Origin of the sequence: Christiangramia sabulilitoris, from assembly GCF_007050985.1 — a bacterium.
Taxonomy (GTDB): domain Bacteria; phylum Bacteroidota; class Bacteroidia; order Flavobacteriales; family Flavobacteriaceae; genus Christiangramia; species Christiangramia sabulilitoris.
This window is the reverse complement of sequence record NZ_VHSF01000003.1, coordinates 579,659-597,874: the sequence shown is the minus strand read 5'-3', so window position 1 is coordinate 597,874 and position 18,216 is coordinate 579,659. Positions and strand designations below refer to the sequence as shown.

The window sequence follows — 18,216 nt, the reverse complement described above, 5'->3', positions numbered from 1 at the left end:
CTTCATCTATTTTATGCTATCCCTACGGCGCACATTTGTAAAGGTCGCAAATGATAACAATGAATTTAATCCGGATCGTAGGTATAGGGGCAATTATCGTGGGAGTTCTTCTGGGATATTTTTTCGACAGGACAGAGATACATTTATTATCGGGAGTGCTCATTGGTGTGGGTATTGGCTGGGCTATAACCGGTAAATTGAATACTGGATCCAGGCCTGTTGGATCTAAGGTACGTTCTGAATGAATTACTCCTTCTTCCTTGAATTTATTTAGCAGCTAATTTTCAATATTAGTAGTCATACTGCTTTTTTCCAGATTCTTCTTAACTCCGTTCACATAGTACATTTTTAGGATCCGCTGATTTTTCACCTCGACTTTACCCCGGTATTCGCAGTCAAACTGGTCTTTCACCAGTTCGTAAGTATGTTCTGATATATTTATCCTGCCAATTTCTGAATGGGATTCCATTCTGGAAGCAATATTGACCGTGTCGCCCCAGATATCATAAGCGAATTTCTTGATTCCCACGACTCCGGCGACTACCGGACCTGAATTCAAACCTATTCTTACTTCAAAATCTGCATCATCGAAAAGCGATTTTTCCTTGGTTTCCCTGACAAATTCGGTCATTTCAAAAGCTGCCTGGAGCATTTTCGTGGCGTGATCATGTGCAGGAAAAGGCAACCCGCTTGCAGCCATATAACTGTCACCTATAGTTTTTATTTTTTCGATACCATATTTTTCCATTATGCGATCGAATTGTGAAAAATAATAATCGATGGTCTTTATCAAACGTTCTGGAGGTAATTTCTCTGCAACAAGAGTAAACCTTTTAAAATCTGCGAAAAGTACAGTAACAGAAGCAAATTTTTTCGCCTTTACCTTACCATTGGTTTTTAATTCTTTCGCCGTTTCTTCAGGAAGTATATTTAATAGTAAACTATCAGATCGGTTACGCTCTGCCTCTATAATTGAGCTGGTTCTTTTAATAAACCTGTTTCTGCGATATAATCCGAAGGCGATAAGACAGACCAGAAAGGAAGCTATAGCAATAGAGATCACTACCAATTGCTGATTTTCCTGCTTAGCATTCAACAGGTCTACCTCGGCCTGTTTTTGCGAAACTTCATAGTCTGCACGTATACCGGCCATATCCTGTGCCGTGGATACATTTAATACGCTATCACGGTACGTGATGTATTCCTTATAATATTCATAAGATTCCGGTATGTTTCCGGTTTTCTCATAGATCCTCGAAAGTCTCAGGTTAGCTTCCCGAATTTCGTTTTTAAATCCATAGGCTTTGGCAAGCTCGCGGCTTATCTGGGCATATTCAATAGCGGTTGAATCCAGACCTCGTTCAGTATAAATATCTGCCATTCCAATTAAAAATTCACAGATGGGGGAAAAATCTTCTTCTTTCTCTATGGTCTGTATAGCTTCCTGTAAGTTAGCTTCGGCATCGGCATACCTGCCCAGCCTTGCATAGGCCAGGCCCAGAGTGCCTTTACAATAGGCCAGCCCGAGGCTAAAATTCTCTTCTGTAAAAATCTTTTCAGCTTCTTTTAAATAAGATATAGATTTCTCTATCTGGTTATTTTTAAGATATTCATCACCAGCATTAAAGAGAGCCCTTCCCAGGGTTTCATTATCATTTATTTCCCGGAGAATTTCTATTGCTTCATTATAATAATTAATGGATCTGTTGTGATTTTTAGAAAGGGAATAAACATCTCCCAGGGTAACCTTGACCACTGCCAGATCTTCTTTGCTCTCTGCCAGTGTAGCTGCGCTGAAAAAATTTTCCAGGGCTTCCTTGTTGTTCCCTTTATTCATGTGACCATACCCCATATTAAAATAGGCGTGAAAGAAATACTCTGGAGCATCTTTTTCACGGGCGATTTTCAAAAGTTCAGCACTATATTTCAGTTTTTTATCCGGTTCAGTAGAATTTGATGCCAGTCCCTTAAGAATCTCAAGATCTTTTTTTGCCCTTTTACCTGAGTTATATTTAACCTCAAGACTATCCTGCAAATCCTGATCCTGGGAAAATGCAGTTCCAGTGATAAACAACGCCAATAGAAAAACTGCAGAAAATATCCTGCATTTAAAGTATAGGTGGAGTTTATCACTTATCTGCATATTAAAACCTATTTATATTAATTCATTTTGAGCTTTGGATCAATAAAATATTCTGTCCAGTCACCTCCACTTTTCCTTACCTTTATCACAAGCATATATTTTTCCACTTCATTCGGTACACCCTGTACAATGGTTCCTTTTATCCTACCAAAAGTTACAGGTATCGAATCTTTGTTAAAAAATTTAAGGCCGCTTTCGTGTTTAAATTTTTCCAGTTTGACTTTGCCGCTATTATCTGCTGCTTCCTCTGCCTTCCATTTAATCTCATCGCCGAGGTCCACAAGGGTAGTATAATCGATAATGCTTGTTCCCTCAGCCTGATCTTCGAACCTGCAGGTCTCAGAAATATTATCCTGGGTAATAATATCTGTTTCCACGATTAATACTAGATCTATCTTTTTCTGGCCATAAGAAAATGCCGAAAGAAATATTAAACTAAAGATCAATGGAATAAAATTCTTTGCTTTCATAATTGTTGGTTTTAGTTAGTTATTAGTAAGTAGGAAAAAGATGCTGATATAGAAAATCAGAATGCGTAGCTGCGGGGGTTAGTTTAAATTAATAAATGAACTGATAGAGGTTTACCCTTCTCAGAGGCTAATAAAGATAGAAAATTAAATCAAATAATTGATAGTCAGCAATATATATGCCTTGTATTAAGTGTTATTTATACATGAAACCTATCCTGGAGGGAAGGTAAAGTACAGAATTCATTATCAATAATTGGAAAGTAAATTAAATTACATGATTGCCAATAAGGCATAGGTAAACCCGGGTCTAATAGGGAAATCGGATATACAAGATCCTTAATTTTTAAAATGGACGCTGAGGCTAATGTCAGGTATTTAAATTTTGGGAAAGCCACAATTCATATCAAGCTCCTGGTAATAATACCGGTTAGTTAAAATAATTAGGATTATTTAAAAAGCCGACAAATATGTCGGCTTTTTGCTTCAGGAGAATAATTAATCGATTACGATTATTCCTGTGAGAATTACAATTTCAACCAATTCATCATCCTCAAATTTTTCTTCTTTAATAAACCCTGTTCCAGGCGCATAATATTTTAATTCATACACACCACTTTCAAATGGGTTTATATCCTTGGTTACCAGGACATTTTCAAAAGTTCCAACATCGAGAATCACTGTTTCGTTCAGGGCTATTACTTCCGCCCAATCTTCTGCTTCACCTTCATAAAACTCCTGATAATAGCGCTGGCCTACTTGCGGATTTCCAGGTAACCAATAACCAGGTAGAGCTCCGTCTACACCTGTCTCCCATGAGCCTTCGGTATCTAAGAAATTCCCCTCATCATCATAATTCAAAGACAATTCACCCATATACCAGAGATTGCCTTCGTCGTCCTGCGCCAGCCAGTCGTCTGTGTCTTCAATTATTACGCCATCTTCAGCCACATAATCTCTTTGAATTACCGTGGAAATACCAAGAATATTTTTATTTTCTGCCCTTCTTTCTACGATAATCACTTCGGAAGGTTCGTCGGGAAATTCTCCGTCTTCAATTTCGTATCCTTCGTATTCGTAGATGTATCCTTCATCCGGACCATAATATGGATTAGTAATATTTGTCGGGTCTGAAAAAACCGCTGATTCAAAATCTGGTAAATCTATATCTGCAACCTGTTCATCGCAATTGATAAAGATATGCTCATATTCCACGTTATCATCTCCATCAAATTGGTCTTCAATATCCTCAAGACTAAGACTTCCGCTAATTTCCTGAGGTTCATTAATAGTGTATACTTCATCCCAGTCCAGCAGGGTAATAGCATAGTCTATATACTCCTCATCATCTTCAAATTCTGATAAAACCGGAATTGCTGCGCAAAGTGGCTCTGCAAAATAGTTTCCCGCTTCATTAATACCTGTAGTATTTACTTCAGAATAAATTATAATGTCATTAATGGAAATTTCTAATGAATACCTTGCAGGATAATGCCTGCCGCTATCATCACAATAATTCGCGAAGAAGCAATATGGCAAAAGAGGGGTGGCATCAAGCTCAAAAAACAAATATCCGTACTCATTGACATCGCGATTATCATAACATAATACCGGGACGTCTATATATGGTTTGGTTCCTGCCAGCAACTCTATATCAATTGGAAGAGGATCACTCGAAAATAATGCCATATCACCATTATTTTTAGGCGCCAGCCACAGGAGATCTCCAGCTTCATTGTGTACAGAAAAATGCTCCAGGCTGTAATTACCTGGCGGAAGTTCGAGTTCAGAAGAATATTTAGTAAAAAGTTGTCCGCTGGCAAGGTCTATTCTAAAAGGATCCTGGCTACTGCCAACAATTTCTATATCATCCTGCATTAGAATAATCTCCACGAAAAATGGGGTGTCCTCAGAACATTCTGGTATGTCATTAATAGACTGTTTTTGAATACTTTGCCTGGTGAGATCATGAATGATCATGTTGAAGGATAATGTGACCAATTCGTCTGATGGAGGGTGGACATTTTCGTCTTTGCTACAGGAAATAAACAACAGAGTAGCTATGAATATAACTATCGTGCTAAATTTTGAATGTTTCATTATTGAAAAAGTTTAAAATAAAGAATCAGTTAATAGTCTTTATGGTAAACTTGAGAAGACGGATTGAGCAAGGATAGCAGAAGATTAAGTATCAAAAGGAATTTAGCAATTAAAGTCCGGTTATTTATTGGGTATTTCCCCTTGTTTTTAGGAATGTTAGTAGAATTTGTAGAATGGAAATAAGGTCGAATCGCACCCCGAAATTCAAATCTATATATTCAGTAAATAAGTCTCAATGCTTCCAAACTTCTCTGAAGCTTTTTCTGTGTTCGGGCGATAGCCCCGATGCTTCGGGGGAACCTCCAAAACCTGTTTGAATTTTAATTTTGAGAATAGTGTAAATAAAAAAAGCTCCAGATTTCTCTGAAGCTTTTTCTCGGTGCGGGCGATAGCCCCGACGCTTCGGGGGGACCTCCACACTTGTTTATTATTATTTTGAGAATAGTGCAAATAAAAAAAACTCCAGATTTCTCTGAAGCTTTTTCTCTGTGCGGGCGAGAGGACTCGAACCTCCACACCTCACGGCACTAGATCCTAAGTCTAGCGTGTCTACCAATTCCACCACGCCCGCATTTAAAGTTTCACAACACTTAGGACTCGTTGTGATCCCTGCTTAATTACCTAAGCGGGTGCAAATATAATTATACTTTTTAAATATCAAATAGTGATAGCAGAAAATATTGAAAAATTTTGATTCAAAATTTAATCGATTTTAAACTATGTTTTCAAGGTGCTGATATTCAGTAATTCCTGTAAAGGAAATTTTTAGTGAATTTTTTTAAAATTTAGCTTAGGCTTATAAAAAGAGGGCAGGATTGGATTACAGTATCCAATCTTATCTTATTAACTTTACGCAAACTTGAAATTAAATTCATGGATTCAATAAAACAATATTTAGAGAAAAATAAAGACAGGTTTCTAAATGAGCTGGTTGAGCTTTTAAAGATACCTTCAATTTCAGCCGATCCCGCTTATAAAGGGGATATGCTAAAAGCAGCCGATGCGGTAAAAGCAAGACTTTTGGAAGCCGGTTGTGATCATGCCGAGGTTTCTCCCACTCCGGGTCATCCTGTAGTATATGCTGAAAAAATTATCGATAAGAATTTACCAACGGTGCTGGTGTATGGGCATTATGATGTACAGCCACCAGATCCATTAGATCTTTGGGATTCGCCGCCTTTCGAGCCAGTTATCAAGGAAACCAGGATACATCCTGAGGGTGCTATTTTCGCCAGGGGATCCTGTGATGACAAGGGCCAGATGTATATGCATGTGAAGGCTATGGAATATATGACCCAGAACAATGAACTGCCTTGTAACGTGAAGTTCATGATCGAGGGTGAGGAGGAAGTTGGTAGTGAACACCTGGACTGGTGGATCAAGGAGAATAAAGATAAACTTCAGAATGATGTTATCCTTATTTCAGATACGGGAATGATCTCTAAAGATACTCCTTCAATTACCACAGGTCTTCGCGGACTTTCGTATGTTGAAGTTGAGGTTACCGGGGCGAACCGTGATCTGCATTCAGGATTATATGGTGGAGCGGTGGCCAATCCTTTGAATATTTTAAGTCAGATGATCGCTTCCCTTACCGATGAGAATAATCACATCACTATTCCTGGATTTTATGATAAAGTTCAAAATCTGAGCGAGGAGGAAAGGTCAAAAATGGCAGAAGCACCGTTTAGTTTAGAAGAGTATAAAGAGAAGCTGGACATTAAAGATGTTCATGGGGAAAAAGGCTATTCTACCCTGGAAAGAGGTTCCATTAGACCAACCCTGGATGTGAATGGTATGTGGGGTGGATATATTGGTGAAGGTGCCAAAACTGTGCTTCCATCTAAGGCTTATGCAAAGATCTCCATGCGACTGGTGCCAGACCAGGATTGGAAAGAGATCACCGAATTGTTCAAAAAGCATTTTGAAAGTATCGCTCCAGATAGTGTCAAGGTAGAAGTGAAGCCACATCATGGTGGGTACCCTTATGTAACTCCAATTGATACTGTGGGCTACCAGGCGGCAAGTGCTGCTTATGAGGAAACATTTGGTAAAACACCAATTCCACAAAGAAGTGGTGGTAGTATCCCTATCGTATCGCTTTTTGAAAAAGAGCTGAAAAGCAAGATCATTTTAATGGGCTTTGGTTTGGATACAGATGCGATACATTCACCAAATGAACATTTTGGGATCTGGAACTATTTGAAGGGGATAGAAACCATTCCATGGTTTTACAAGCATTTTACTGAAATGAGTAAAAAATAGTTTTACCTGTGGAGGCGTCACCCTGAACTTGTTTCAGGGTCTTTAAATTGAGAAGCTGAAACTAGTTCAGCTTGACGATAAACTAAAAATGCAGCGCGTCACCCTGTCCCTAAGCCTCGGGAGTTTCAGGATCTACTAAAAGGATTTTTTTATAAATACCGGGGAATCAGATTTTTTAAGATTTGATTCCCCGTTTTGTTATCTTAGCGCCTCAAATTTTTTAACAACATGAACAAAATATTAAGTACCTGTCTGCTGGCAACCGCGCTGACCTTTGTATCCTGTAATGAGGATAAGAAGGATTCAGACCTGGCTCAGACAGAAAAAACTTCACAGGAAGATTTCAATTTTAAAGCCGATGAATTTGCAGATCTTAAGATCCTGCGTTATCAGATCCCGGGATGGGAAAACCTTAGTCTTAAGGAACAAAAACTGGTTTATTATTTAACTCAGGCGGGACTTGCCGGTCGTGACATTATCTGGGATCAGAACTATCGTCATAACCTGACAATCCGTGAGGCTTTAGAGAATATTTATGCGAATTATGAAGGGGATACATCTTCAGAAGATTGGAAAGCTTTCGAAACTTACCTGAAAAGAGTTTGGTTCAGCAATGGTATTCACCATCACTATTCGAATGCCAAGTTGAAACCTGGATTCAGCAAAGAGTATTTCGATACTTTGCTAAAAGAAACCAATACCGATCTTACCGGAGAAGCTTATGAAGTGATCTTCAACGATAAGGATGCTAAAAAAGTGAATCTTAATGAAGCTGATGGACTTATTGAAGGTTCTGCAGTGAATATGTATGGTGAAGGGATAACTGCTGCTGAGGTAGATGCATTTTATGCTAACAAAAAATCTCCAAATCCTGAAAAACCACTTGCTTATGGCATCAACACAAAACTGGTTAAGGAAAACGGGAAACTGGTTGAGAAGGTATATAAAAGCGGTGGACTTTACGGAGATGCTATCGATGAGATCGTAAACTGGCTGGAGAAAGCTAAAGGAGTTGCTGAAAATGAAAAGCAGGCAAATGCTTTAGGTCTGTTGATCAAATATTATAAGACCGGGGATCTTCAAACTTGGGACGATTATAACGTGGCCTGGGTAGAAGCAACTGAAGGGAATATCGATTATATAAACTCATTTATCGAGGTTTATAATGATCCAAAAGGATATACAGGATCTTACGAGAGCATTATCCAGATCAAGGATTTCGATATGTCTGAGAAAATGAGCGTTGTAGAAAAGAACGTTCAGTGGTTCGAGGATAACTCACCAATTATGGATGAACATAAGAAGGATTCTGTAGTAGGGGTAACCTACAAAACCGTGATCGTTGCCGGTGAGGCAGGAGATGCTTCTCCAAGTACACCTATCGGGGTAAATCTTCCAAACTCAAGCTGGATTAGAAAAAACCATGGTAGTAAGTCTGTTTCCCTTGGAAATATTATCCATGCTTACGAAAGTGCTGGTGGAACTGATAAGCTGAAGGAATTTGCTTATGATGAAGAAGAGATCGCTCTTTCTGAAAAATATGGCAACCAGGCAGATAAATTGCATACAGCCCTTCATGAGGTAGTTGGTCATGCTTCCGGACAAATGAATCCTGGAGTAGGGGAAACTAAAGAAACATTGAAGAGTTATGCTTCTACTTTAGAAGAAGGTCGTGCAGATCTTGTTGGGCTTTATTATTTGATGGATCCAAAACTTGAAGAGCTAGGACTTACAGATGACTATGAAAAGCTTGGAAAAGCCGCTTATAACGATTATATCCGTAACGGACTGGCAACTCAGTTGGTGAGACTTGAGCTTGGAGACGATGTTGAAGAGGCTCATATGAGAAACCGCCAGTGGGTTAGTGCCTGGGTTTTCGAAAAGGGTAAAGAAGAAGGTGTGATCGAAAAAGTTAAAAAAGACGGAAAGACTTATTACGACATCAAGGATTACGCAAAACTTCGTGAGCTATTTGGAGAGTTGTTAAGAGAGACTCAGAGAATTAAATCTGAAGGCGATTACGAAGCTGCCAAAAATCTTGTAGAGAACTACGGAGTGAAAGTAGATCAGGACCTTCATAAAGAAGTGCTTGACAGAAACGCGAAATTCAAGTCGGCTCCATATAGCGGATTCATCAATCCGGTATTGGTTCCTGAAATGGATGAGAACGGTGAGATTACTGCGATCAAAGTGACCCAGCCAGAATCTTTTGAAAAGCAGATGATGGATTACTCTAAAAATCATAGCTTCTTAAATCAAAAGAAAGAAGTGAAAAAAGAAGAAGCTGTTGAGGCAGCTGAAATGTAATATTTCATTCTTCTGAAATATAAAAGCCCGGCAATTGCCGGGCTTTTTGTTGTCATCATGAACTTGTTTCAGGATCTATTTTAAATGTCATTTCGACCAGAGGGAGAAATCTCTTCAAGGTTAGATTTCTCAGTCGTTTCACTTCTTCGAAATGACAGTATTTTAAAAATCTGTTTTCAAATAAAGTCTTTCCACTTTTTCCCTTGCCCATGGTGTTCTTCTTAAGAATTTAAGACTGGATTTAATGGTCGGATTACTTTTAAAGCAATTGATATTGATGCGATCTGCAAGGCCATCCCATCCGTAATGAGCGTGTAGCTTTTCCATGATGGTAGCCAGCTTTACTCCGTGCAGCGGATTGTTTGGTTGCTCGTTCTTATTAATATTTTCGCTCATACTTTTTGTTTTATGTCATTCCGATCCCCATTTATCGGGAGTAGGAATCTCATTTGAGAAGCTGAAACGAGTTCAGCTTGACGATTTTTAAAAATTGGTTTTTTCTGCCAGCGTCATCCTGTCCCGAAGCATCGGGAGTTTCAGGATCTCTTGGAACAATCTCTAATTCTCAATCGAAACTAAACTTTTTTGACAAATTTAGTAAGGATCACGATCTGCTGCCCTTCTACCTTACCTTCTATCTGTTCGGCATTATCATGAACCAGTGATACCCTTCTTACAGCAGCTCCCCTTTTTGCGGTTAAACTAGAACCTTTTACGTTGAGGTCTTTAGTTAAAACCACAGTATCTCCAGCTTCAATGATCGCTCCGTTACTGTCTTTATGAACTATTACATTTTCAGCCTTTTTTTCCTGAATTCCGGCCTTCGCCCATTCTTTTACCTCATCTTCCATATACATCATATCCAGAAGGTCTTGCGGCCATCCTTCAGATCTCAATCTATTGAGCATTCTCCAGGCCATCACTTGCACCGCGGGCACAGTGCTCCACATAGAATCATTTAAACAACGCCAATGGTTAGGTTCGGTTTTTTCCGGATCTTCTAACTGGGTGTGGCAGATATCACAAATAAGAATTTCCTTTAGAAGTACCTGTTCAGGAGAATTTGGTATCTCGTAAACTTTAAGGGTTTCCTTGTTTCCGCAGAGTTCACAGGAGGAATCACTGCGCTGTTTTAGGCTTTGTTCTAAGGTCATTTTTTCTAAATTTCGCTGCAAAGATAGTTTAAACTCAGGCTATGAGTCTTATAAAGATCTAAGAATTAGATTTGATATACTCCATCACCCTTTTCTCGAGAATTGGTAAGGTCAATACTCCTTCTTCCAGGATCACTTCGTGAAATTTCCTGATATCGAAATCGGCTCCTAAAGCTTCTTCCGCTTTCTTTCGCAGTTCACGGATCTTTAGCTCCCCGATCTTGTATGAAACAGCCTGCCCCGGCCAGGAAATATAACGGTCTACTTCGGTATTGATCTCGTGAATGGAAAGTGCAGTATTCTTTTTCATAAAATCTACGGCCTGGTCTCTTGTCCAGCCCTTTGCATGAATTCCGGTATCCACAACCAGTCGGCAGGCACGCCATTGTTCGTAAGTAAGTTTTCCGAAAACCTCATAAGGATTACGGTAAATGCCCATTTCTTCCGCCAGAAATTCCGAATATAATCCCCAGCCTTCACCAAAAGCGGAGATATAAAACCTTCTCCTGAATTCAGGAATTTCATCTCCAAGTTCATTGTTTAAGGAGATCTGTAAATGATGTCCCGGCACGGCTTCATGCGCCGTTAATGAGGGTAAAACATATTTTGGCCTGCTCGGCAGGTCGTAAGTGTTTACCCAGTAATATCCCGGCTGAGTTTCATCTGAAGCGCCAATATACCTTCCGGTGGTATACTTCGGAGCAATTGCCGCAGGAACTTCTGCAACACCATAAGGCTTTCTTGGCAGTTTGGTGAAATATGCCGGTAATTTCGCGTCGATACGTTTAGCGATATCCCTGGCGAACATGAGCAGTTCCTCAGGGGTTTCAGCATAGAATTGTTCATCTGTTCTCAGGAAGTCAAAGAATTCAGAAAAAGAACCTTTAAAACCGGTTTCGGCCATCACCTTTTTCATTTCGGTATTGATTCTTTGCACCTCGTCCAGTCCGATGTTATGAACTTGATCGGCACTTAGGTCTAAAGTGGTATAATATTCCAGTAGGTAATCGTAATATTCTTCTCCATTGGGGATTTCTGAAACTCCTAAAGCAGTCTTAGTTTTTGGATAATATTCAGTTTCAAAGAATTTTTTGATGCGCTTGAATTCAGGAATCACGTTTTTTGAGATCGCTTTTTCAGCAGCAATTAAAACCGAATCTTTTTGCTTTTTAGATAAAGTTGCAGGCAGGTTTTCAAAAGGTTTATAGAAATAGCTGTCCTTATAATTATCTACGATCTGAGAATCATACGTATTCTCATAACCTTCGAATATTATTAGTGGTTGGGTGATCCCTTCTTTTAAACCTTCACGCAATAACTTAAAATGCTGATCTACATATTCTGGAATCGCATTTAATTTATTCAGGTAGGCCCTGACCTGTTCATAATTGTTCAGGTCACGGATTTGATAATTAAGGCTTAGGTGAAAGCCGGAATCAGATAAAAGCGGATTCAGATAAGCCTTGAATTCATAAGTTTTCACTGTGTTCTTCAGATCATATTTCAGAAGATCAGCAGATATTTTTTGAGATTCTGAAAGTTGAGAATAATCTAAATCCTTTATTTCTTTCAGCAATGTTTCAGCAAAATCAGCTTCCTTTTTATAATGCTCTTCAGTATAAAGCCCAAGCGGATATTCTGAGCGTTTAAAAGGCTCGTGTTTCTGAAATTTCGTAATGATCTTTTCGAGGGCTATAGAATCCTTTTGAGCGTAAACCGAAGCGGAAAAAAACATGAAAATGGCCAGAAGTGCCGGGAGAAATCGCATAAATAGAATTTTTTCCTAAATATACTGATTTGTAAATTCTAGAAGATCAAAGAAAAAAAAGTGAAGTTGAGATTTAAAATCACTGTCTCTGCGCAGGAACGAAATAACTTGAGCAGTTTTATTATTCAAAGTTCCAAAAATGAGATTGTTTCGCTCCGTTACACTCCGCTCGCAAAGACTCTTAAAAGGTGAAAGAAATAGATTGAATTCAAAGATTATTAGTGCATTAGTGGCAATTTTAATGAATTAGGATTAATTACCGAGAATACGTGCCCAAAGTCTCGGCAGAAAATTCTTGGCATCGGTCATTTCCTTTTCAGTTTCAGTTGCGGTTAGTTCACCGTGTTCTTCGGCTAATTTGTAGCTGAAAATAAATTCGGAATCAGGATCTTCGATATCCATATTACCAAACCTGAGGTCATTGAAATAGAGATCGCCGTTCTTTTCTGAAAATGTATACCAGCCATCACTTATCTGGATCAACCTGTTCAGGTTGGGATCATCAGCCAGATCGGCGGCCAGATCATAGTTTTTGGGGACGGTATAAAAATCTATTGGCTGAGTATCAAAAACAGAATAATTCCCGATAAGAAAGGATTCATCTGTTTCGATATTGGCAGTCCATAAAATCGAATTTAGAGGCGTTGGCCTGGTGTCCATTCTTTCATAAGTGATATTTTGCTCTTCCAGGGCAGCTTCAAATTTTTGGAAAGTATAGAATTTTAATGCCGGAGTGATCACTAACAAATAAATACTACTCACAATGAGCCCAAGCCGGTTGTATTTCCTTCTTTTTGGATCTGTCCGGTTAAATCTCATGGCCATGATTAGAAAGAACAGAAACGGCAGGGTGTAAAGCGGATCTATTACAAAGATATTCTTGTAGGCAAGTCTCAGATCGAAAGGCCAGAAAAGCTGGGTTCCCCAGGTAGTATGTGCATCGAGTAAGGGATGTGTGAACAAGCCCCAGAACATTAACCATGACCAGTTCTTCCAGGTAGCTTCAGAATTCGATTCGATCTTTGAAATGATCCAGCCAAATATGGGGGCAAAGAGGACCGCGAAAACTATGGAATGGGAAAAACCACGGTGAATTTCAATAGCCGTGATGGTATCAAAAAAGTTGCCGACCAGCGTATCGAGATCTGGAATGGTCCCGGCAATTGCTCCGTAGAGTATTGCTTTTTTACCGACTTTCTTACCAAGAACAGCTTCTCCAACAGCTGCTCCTAAAACGATCTGGGTTACTGAATCCATATTTGGTAAAGATAGTTTTACTTTACAAAAGATCCTGAAACTCCCGAGACTTCGGGACAGGGTGATTTTTAACTAATTGTCATGCTGAGCGGAGTCGAAGCATTAATCATGATATCACATTTCGACTGCGCTCAATGTGACATAAGTCATCGCGAATGTAATGAAGCGATCTCAGGCTAAAATTGCGCCAACCGCCTTACTTCTTCGAACAGATCTTACAGGTATTAAAAACCTGTGAAGTCTAATCAACTCAATCTTCCACGATCTTCATCTTCCTCAGTAAAAAGGAAGCATTCATATTCTGACACACGCCATCTTTTAAATGATAATCAAAGTGAAGTTCATTGTTCACGATTTCAGCATCAAAATAGAAGTTCTCCACCTGCTCTAATTCCTGACTTATCTCACATAAGCTCAGATCATGCGTCGCAATGATTCCGGTGGAATTAGTACCTACCAGGCGCTGCACAAATTTCCTTGACCCTATTGCTTTATCGGTACTGTTGGTTCCCTTCAGGATCTCATCCAGAATGATGAAATAATCTTCAGTCTGTATCTTATCAACAATAAACTTCAACCTTTTTAATTCTGAAAAGAAATAAGATTCATCATCGCCCAGGGAATCGCTGGTACGCATACTGGTAATGAGTTTGGTAGGAGCATAGCTGCAAGATTCAGCACAAACCGGAAGTCCGATATTTGCCATCACGATCTGCAGCGCGACCGTTCGCAGGAATGTACTTTTTCCGGCCATATTCGCACCGGTAATAATAAAGAACTGTTCCCCATCGATCCTGAAATCATTGTTCACGCGCTTTTGTGGATGCAATAATGGATGGCCTAAATTTTTGGCGGTAATACCTTCTCCTGTTTTCAGAATTTCAGGGAAATGATAGGACTCGTGGTTAAAGCTGAAATTCCCCAGGCTGTTATAAGCATCTGTCCTTTCTACAGCTTCAAACCAATGTTCCACTGCTGTATGATGATGCTGAATCCATTTTTCCAGTCGATAGCATTGCCTAAGATCCCAGAGAAAGAATCCGTTAGCGAATATCCCGAAAAGGAAATTGTTTCGTTGATCCAGCGCATCTATGGCCCGGGAAAATTCCTTTAAAATGACGGAAGCTTTTTTAGATTCTGAAGTAATGGAATTCTTTACTTCTTGCATTAATGCCGATTCGAATTCTTCTTGTTCAAGGAAATCCAGTAACTGGTGATATTGCTGAAATGTATCCTGCACCTTGCTTACAGTTCCAGACAGGTCATTGACTTTTTTCAGAAAAACTCCGGTTATAAGTACGCCAATTATAAACCATAGCAGCACCTGGGAGCCGCCAATGATATCGAAATAGAATAGCGCCAATACGGCAATCGATAATATTGAAAATACCGCCGGAAACCATTTCATGTATTTCGGCACAAAACTTTTGTAATTCTGTATCCAGTTAAGGATGAATTTGGAATCGGTTTCGGTCTTTACCAGGGTGGCCGTGGCAGAATAATTCTGTCTCCAGTCGGCTTTTAAAGCCAGTTCTTTTACCGCTTCCTGTTTCTTTAGAATGTCTTCGGTTTTATTCGCGAGTAGAATTTTAGCGAGCCTGGCCTTTCCTTCTTTTAAAGCGGTTCTGTTGAGAAACTGGAAGAATGATTTTCTGCCAAAAAGGTCGATGTCCCGGGCATACTCGTGATCCTCAGGTTCAAACTTTTTTCCGTCTGGCAGATCTGAGAAATCCCTTGTTTTAAGGATCCTAAGTTCCAGTCTGTTGATATCGATCAAAGCAGCAAGCTTATCCCGTTCTTTTTTCAGATCGGTATGCCTTGAAATTAAGAATATGAAAACAGCTATAAGCGCAATTACCAGGGGTAACTGGATAGTAATATTTCCGAAGAAAAAATAATTTGAGGCGCAGATCGCCAGAAAGACTACTAACCTTAAGGTGCTTGACAAAGCTAATTTCCTGGAGATCTGTTTTTTTAATTCGGAGTATTTCGCCTGTCGCGAGGAGTAAAATTCTTCAGCTTTTGTCATTATAAATCTTCAAGTTCCTTTTTCAGCTTTGCGGTGAGTCCGTTAACTACAAGTTCGTAAGAATGGTCAATCAATTCAAAAACCAGTTTTGGATCCAGCCGACCATCCAGTACCAGAGTATTCCAGTGTTGTTTATTCATATGATAACCCGGCAGAATATTGTCTTCATATTCTTCCCGAAGCTCTATGGCCCGTTCTGGATCACATTTTAAATTTGCCCTAAGCGGCACCTCGTCCAGAGAAACGATAGAAAACATCTTGCCCATTACCTTTAAAACGAGATTATCCGGACCAAAGGGAAGGCCTTCGGTAACTCCTTTTTTTGCCAGGCAATAATCTCTGAATGTATCGATGTTCATGTTTTAATTCTTAGACCCTGTAACGAGTTCAGGGTGACGTTCAAAATGGTATTTGGTAATCGTCATGCTGAACTTGTTTCAGCATCTCATAGTTCAGAGAATAAATCTCTCATCTCTGGATTTTCAGTTTTGATCAAATTCAATTTCCAATCCTTATGCCAGTTTTTCAATTGTTTTTCTCTTGCTATTGCCTGATTAATATCTGAAAATTCTTCGAAATACATCAGGTCGTAAATTTTGTATTTTCTTGTGAAAATTGATCCTTCACCATTTTTATGCTGTATCTGTCTTGATTTCAATTCAGAAGTTACGCCTATATAAAGTACAGTTCTTGTTTTATTTGCCAGTATATAAGTATAACTGTTTTTCATTTTTTAAAAGAAAGACCCTGAAACAAGTTCAGGGTGACGTGGTAAAACAAATTAAAATATTAGGCGTTATACCTAACTATTTACAGCATCTCCTAATTTCACTTTTCAATCTTTTTGTTTTCAGTATTTTCAATCGTCAGAGCCGTGTAATCCAGTTTCCAGCCAATGGTTTCAACGATCTTTTCCATGAGAAGAATAGTATCCAAAGCTTCAGCTTTCGCTTTGTCCAGCAGCCCGCTTTGAGGGATCTTATCTACAATGGTCTTTTTCGCGTCACGGTTAATATCGGTTAGATCTGAAGTTGTAAACGGGTTTGCCCATCCTTCACGTTTGTCGTAATATTTGAAATCTGTTTCAATAGTTAACAATTCCGGCTGCGGAAAATTGGTGAGGATGATCTTTTTATTCTCATTGTCACTATCCATCCTGATCTTACTCAGGTCGAAACCTACATGCGCTTTAGCAGTTACCAGGACAATGGCTTTTTTCTTTCCGAGGATGAGGCTAAGATATTTCTCCTTCAGATTTTCATAATGATAGATCTCAGAAAAATCGCCTTCCACGGTAATGAATTTGCAAACACTTTTGATCTTATCCATTAAAACAACTGATTGTTCGCTGGTCTTTGATCTTGAGCGTTCCTTATTAAAAGCTGCAAAAATGAAGTATGCTGCCACGGCGCCAATGGCCAAACCTATAAAGAGTAATTCCATATTAATTTCCTATTTCTCCCAGATGTGTAAATTTAAAGCCTTTTTCGAACTTCAATCCGTATCCAAGCAAGCGGTCAAAGCTGGAATGCGCGAACAAAATAATGCCGGCAACTTCCAGTTCCTGCAATTTAAGATAATATCCAGTTAAGCCAATGACAATCGCCAGGCCTTTAAGGTGAAAGAAATTATAGAATAAAGCGCCCCATTTATTATTAATAAGGTAGCCCAGCATTCCAACATCTGGTACGAAGAACAAACCAATGAACCACCACCAGCTGAGGTCCTGAAGGCTAAATGCCCAGGTTGCCAGAAGGAGCATGGCAAGTTCTTCTAGTTTTATGGTAGTTTTCATCACTCAATAATTTTATACAATACCGGCTTGCAGGGAGCGGCGTCATTTTCAAACGAAGCGGGTTGAAGATTTAAGAAGTAATCTCCATCTTCGATCTTATTCGGAACATAGATCAATTCTGTAATTGTCGCATCAAACCTGGTGTTCTTAGGATAATCCCAGAAGGCCCGATGAGCAAGTAGCTTCCCTTCATCTTTTTCCCTGTCGACTGAAGGCTGGTCGGTCAACAAATGTTTAATGCCTAATTCACGAATATAGATCATGGCATTTTCCTCAATATATGGCCAGTTGGTATGCGAATGATTTTTAGAGATCTTCCCGATATAATTCGGAAGTGTTCGCAGCACAAGCGCTTCAGCCTTGAAATCTTTTAGTTTCTTTTGTAACTGCTCTTTAGTGAAAACGAGATCAGTTCCTTTTTTCTGAGGTTCAATAGAAATAAGTTCCGCCTTAAAAAAGAAGGTTTTCAAATGTTGCTGAATAGTATGTGTTTCGCTGCTAATGTGGCCCACACATTCGGTATGCGTGGCATGAGCATGCGGATTAAACCAGATATTATTGAAATTCACCGAAGATCCCTTGCTCACCTTACCAATAAAATCACCATCAATTACAGGTTCGATCTCCGGATGCTTTAAATACCAGGCCATTGGATTCTTATTATCCCCGCGTAGACTGATGGAAATATCGAGTGGATGAGAGAAATCTATTTTATATGAATTACCGTGATGGCTTATGTTCGCTAACATGTTGTTTGATTGGTCCTAACAAATGTAGTATTGTTAGTTGATAATTGACAATGGACAATTGAGATTTATCTCGATTTTGATAAAATCGTCATGTTTTCCTGAAGCTTCGGGATTTTCAACATCTTATGAGGCCCTGAGACTCCTGATCAATTTTGATAGTAATGACTGGTATAAAGCAGTGC

At 39.2% G+C, this 18,216-nt stretch carries 16 protein-coding genes and 1 tRNA gene; 3 read left to right on the top strand and 14 right to left on the bottom strand.

Annotation, left to right across the window (positions count from 1 at the left end; genetic code table 11):
• Positions 1-59 precede the first annotated feature (59 nt).
• Entirely contained in the window at positions 60-245 is a 186-nt protein-coding gene (locus FGM01_RS12835; RefSeq protein ID WP_143411564.1) for a hypothetical protein, read from the top strand.
• Positions 246-277: 32 nt separating this feature from the next.
• Here the strand turns inward: FGM01_RS12835 and FGM01_RS12830 are convergent, their stop codons facing one another.
• From FGM01_RS12830 to FGM01_RS12815, 4 genes are all read right to left on the bottom strand, one after another.
• Positions 278-2,143, bottom strand: a complete 1,866-nt coding sequence (locus FGM01_RS12830; RefSeq protein ID WP_143411563.1) for an adenylate/guanylate cyclase domain-containing protein — start codon at positions 2,141-2,143, stop codon at positions 278-280.
• Positions 2,144-2,160: 17 nt separating this feature from the next.
• The gene (locus FGM01_RS12825; RefSeq protein WP_143411562.1) at positions 2,161-2,613 is read right to left on the bottom strand and encodes a hypothetical protein; all 453 of its coding nucleotides are present in this window, start codon (positions 2,611-2,613) and stop codon (positions 2,161-2,163) included.
• 495 nt (positions 2,614-3,108) lie between these two features.
• Positions 3,109-4,710 (bottom strand): hypothetical protein, encoded by a 1,602-nt coding sequence (locus FGM01_RS12820; protein WP_143411561.1) that lies wholly within the window; start codon positions 4,708-4,710, stop codon positions 3,109-3,111.
• A gap of 489 nt (positions 4,711-5,199) precedes the next feature.
• A tRNA-Leu gene (locus FGM01_RS12815) sits at positions 5,200-5,281 on the bottom strand.
• Between the two features lie 302 nt (positions 5,282-5,583).
• Here FGM01_RS12815 and FGM01_RS12810 point away from each other — a divergent pair.
• Positions 5,584-6,975, top strand: coding sequence for a dipeptidase (locus tag FGM01_RS12810; protein ID WP_143411560.1), 1,392 nt, complete (start codon positions 5,584-5,586; stop codon positions 6,973-6,975).
• Between the two features lie 228 nt (positions 6,976-7,203).
• Entirely contained in the window at positions 7,204-9,282 is a 2,079-nt protein-coding gene (locus FGM01_RS12805; RefSeq protein WP_143411559.1) for a dipeptidyl-peptidase 3 family protein, read from the top strand.
• Positions 9,283-9,444: 162 nt separating this feature from the next.
• Here the strand turns inward: FGM01_RS12805 and FGM01_RS12800 are convergent, their stop codons facing one another.
• The 10 genes from FGM01_RS12800 to FGM01_RS12755 form a co-directional block, all read right to left on the bottom strand.
• Positions 9,445-9,678 carry a VF530 family protein gene (locus FGM01_RS12800; RefSeq protein ID WP_143411558.1) on the bottom strand — a complete coding sequence of 78 codons (234 nt, stop codon included), beginning with the start codon at positions 9,676-9,678 and terminating at the stop codon, positions 9,445-9,447.
• A gap of 179 nt (positions 9,679-9,857) precedes the next feature.
• A complete protein-coding gene (locus FGM01_RS12795) occupies positions 9,858-10,436 on the bottom strand; it encodes a PhnA domain-containing protein (RefSeq protein WP_143411557.1) in 579 nt (192 codons plus the stop codon).
• Positions 10,437-10,494: 58 nt separating this feature from the next.
• Positions 10,495-12,204: a DUF885 domain-containing protein gene (locus FGM01_RS12790; protein WP_143411556.1), complete on the bottom strand. Its 1,710-nt coding sequence runs from the start codon at positions 12,202-12,204 to the stop codon at positions 10,495-10,497.
• A gap of 252 nt (positions 12,205-12,456) precedes the next feature.
• Positions 12,457-13,461: a metal-dependent hydrolase gene (locus tag FGM01_RS12785; protein WP_143411555.1), complete on the bottom strand. Its 1,005-nt coding sequence runs from the start codon at positions 13,459-13,461 to the stop codon at positions 12,457-12,459.
• 250 nt (positions 13,462-13,711) lie between these two features.
• Positions 13,712-15,490: a MutS-related protein gene (locus FGM01_RS12780; RefSeq protein ID WP_143411554.1), complete on the bottom strand. Its 1,779-nt coding sequence runs from the start codon at positions 15,488-15,490 to the stop codon at positions 13,712-13,714.
• The gene (locus tag FGM01_RS12775; RefSeq protein ID WP_108170545.1) at positions 15,490-15,849 is read right to left on the bottom strand and encodes an MmcQ/YjbR family DNA-binding protein; all 360 of its coding nucleotides are present in this window, start codon (positions 15,847-15,849) and stop codon (positions 15,490-15,492) included. Before FGM01_RS12775 ends, FGM01_RS12780 begins: the two co-directional genes overlap by 1 nt.
• Before the next feature lie 86 nt (positions 15,850-15,935).
• Positions 15,936-16,220: a GIY-YIG nuclease family protein gene (locus FGM01_RS12770; protein WP_143411553.1), complete on the bottom strand. Its 285-nt coding sequence runs from the start codon at positions 16,218-16,220 to the stop codon at positions 15,936-15,938.
• Between the two features lie 98 nt (positions 16,221-16,318).
• Positions 16,319-16,933: a DUF4230 domain-containing protein gene (locus FGM01_RS12765; protein ID WP_143411552.1), complete on the bottom strand. Its 615-nt coding sequence runs from the start codon at positions 16,931-16,933 to the stop codon at positions 16,319-16,321.
• 1 nt (position 16,934) lies between these two features.
• Complete coding sequence (locus FGM01_RS12760) at positions 16,935-17,285, bottom strand: DUF4260 domain-containing protein (protein WP_143411551.1); 351 nt, start codon at positions 17,283-17,285, stop codon at positions 16,935-16,937.
• Positions 17,285-18,034: a cyclase family protein gene (locus tag FGM01_RS12755; protein WP_143411550.1), complete on the bottom strand. Its 750-nt coding sequence runs from the start codon at positions 18,032-18,034 to the stop codon at positions 17,285-17,287. Before FGM01_RS12755 ends, FGM01_RS12760 begins: the two co-directional genes overlap by 1 nt.
• Positions 18,035-18,216 lie beyond the last annotated feature (182 nt).

Excerpts from the sequence above, each read along its gene's own strand:
- FGM01_RS12775 (WP_108170545.1), bottom strand. The coding sequence starts at position 15,849 with ATGAACATCGATACATTCAGAGATTATTGCCTGGCAAAAAAAGGAGTT.
- FGM01_RS12810 (WP_143411560.1), top strand. The coding sequence starts at position 5,584 with ATGGATTCAATAAAACAATATTTAGAGAAAAATAAAGACAGGTTTCTA.
- FGM01_RS12755 (WP_143411550.1), bottom strand. The coding sequence starts at position 18,034 with ATGTTAGCGAACATAAGCCATCACGGTAATTCATATAAAATAGATTTC.
- FGM01_RS12825 (WP_143411562.1), bottom strand. The coding sequence starts at position 2,613 with ATGAAAGCAAAGAATTTTATTCCATTGATCTTTAGTTTAATATTTCTT.
- FGM01_RS12800 (WP_143411558.1), bottom strand. The coding sequence starts at position 9,678 with ATGAGCGAAAATATTAATAAGAACGAGCAACCAAACAATCCGCTGCAC.
- FGM01_RS12780 (WP_143411554.1), bottom strand. The coding sequence starts at position 15,490 with ATGACAAAAGCTGAAGAATTTTACTCCTCGCGACAGGCGAAATACTCC.
- FGM01_RS12805 (WP_143411559.1), top strand. The coding sequence starts at position 7,204 with ATGAACAAAATATTAAGTACCTGTCTGCTGGCAACCGCGCTGACCTTT.
- FGM01_RS12765 (WP_143411552.1), bottom strand. The coding sequence starts at position 16,933 with ATGGAATTACTCTTTATAGGTTTGGCCATTGGCGCCGTGGCAGCATAC.
- FGM01_RS12760 (WP_143411551.1), bottom strand. The coding sequence starts at position 17,285 with ATGAAAACTACCATAAAACTAGAAGAACTTGCCATGCTCCTTCTGGCA.
- FGM01_RS12785 (WP_143411555.1), bottom strand. The coding sequence starts at position 13,461 with ATGGATTCAGTAACCCAGATCGTTTTAGGAGCAGCTGTTGGAGAAGCT.
- FGM01_RS12830 (WP_143411563.1), bottom strand. The coding sequence starts at position 2,143 with ATGCAGATAAGTGATAAACTCCACCTATACTTTAAATGCAGGATATTT.
- FGM01_RS12835 (WP_143411564.1), top strand. The coding sequence starts at position 60 with ATGAATTTAATCCGGATCGTAGGTATAGGGGCAATTATCGTGGGAGTT.
- FGM01_RS12820 (WP_143411561.1), bottom strand. The coding sequence starts at position 4,710 with ATGAAACATTCAAAATTTAGCACGATAGTTATATTCATAGCTACTCTG.
- FGM01_RS12770 (WP_143411553.1), bottom strand. The coding sequence starts at position 16,220 with ATGAAAAACAGTTATACTTATATACTGGCAAATAAAACAAGAACTGTA.
- FGM01_RS12795 (WP_143411557.1), bottom strand. The coding sequence starts at position 10,436 with ATGACCTTAGAACAAAGCCTAAAACAGCGCAGTGATTCCTCCTGTGAA.
- FGM01_RS12790 (WP_143411556.1), bottom strand. The coding sequence starts at position 12,204 with ATGCGATTTCTCCCGGCACTTCTGGCCATTTTCATGTTTTTTTCCGCT.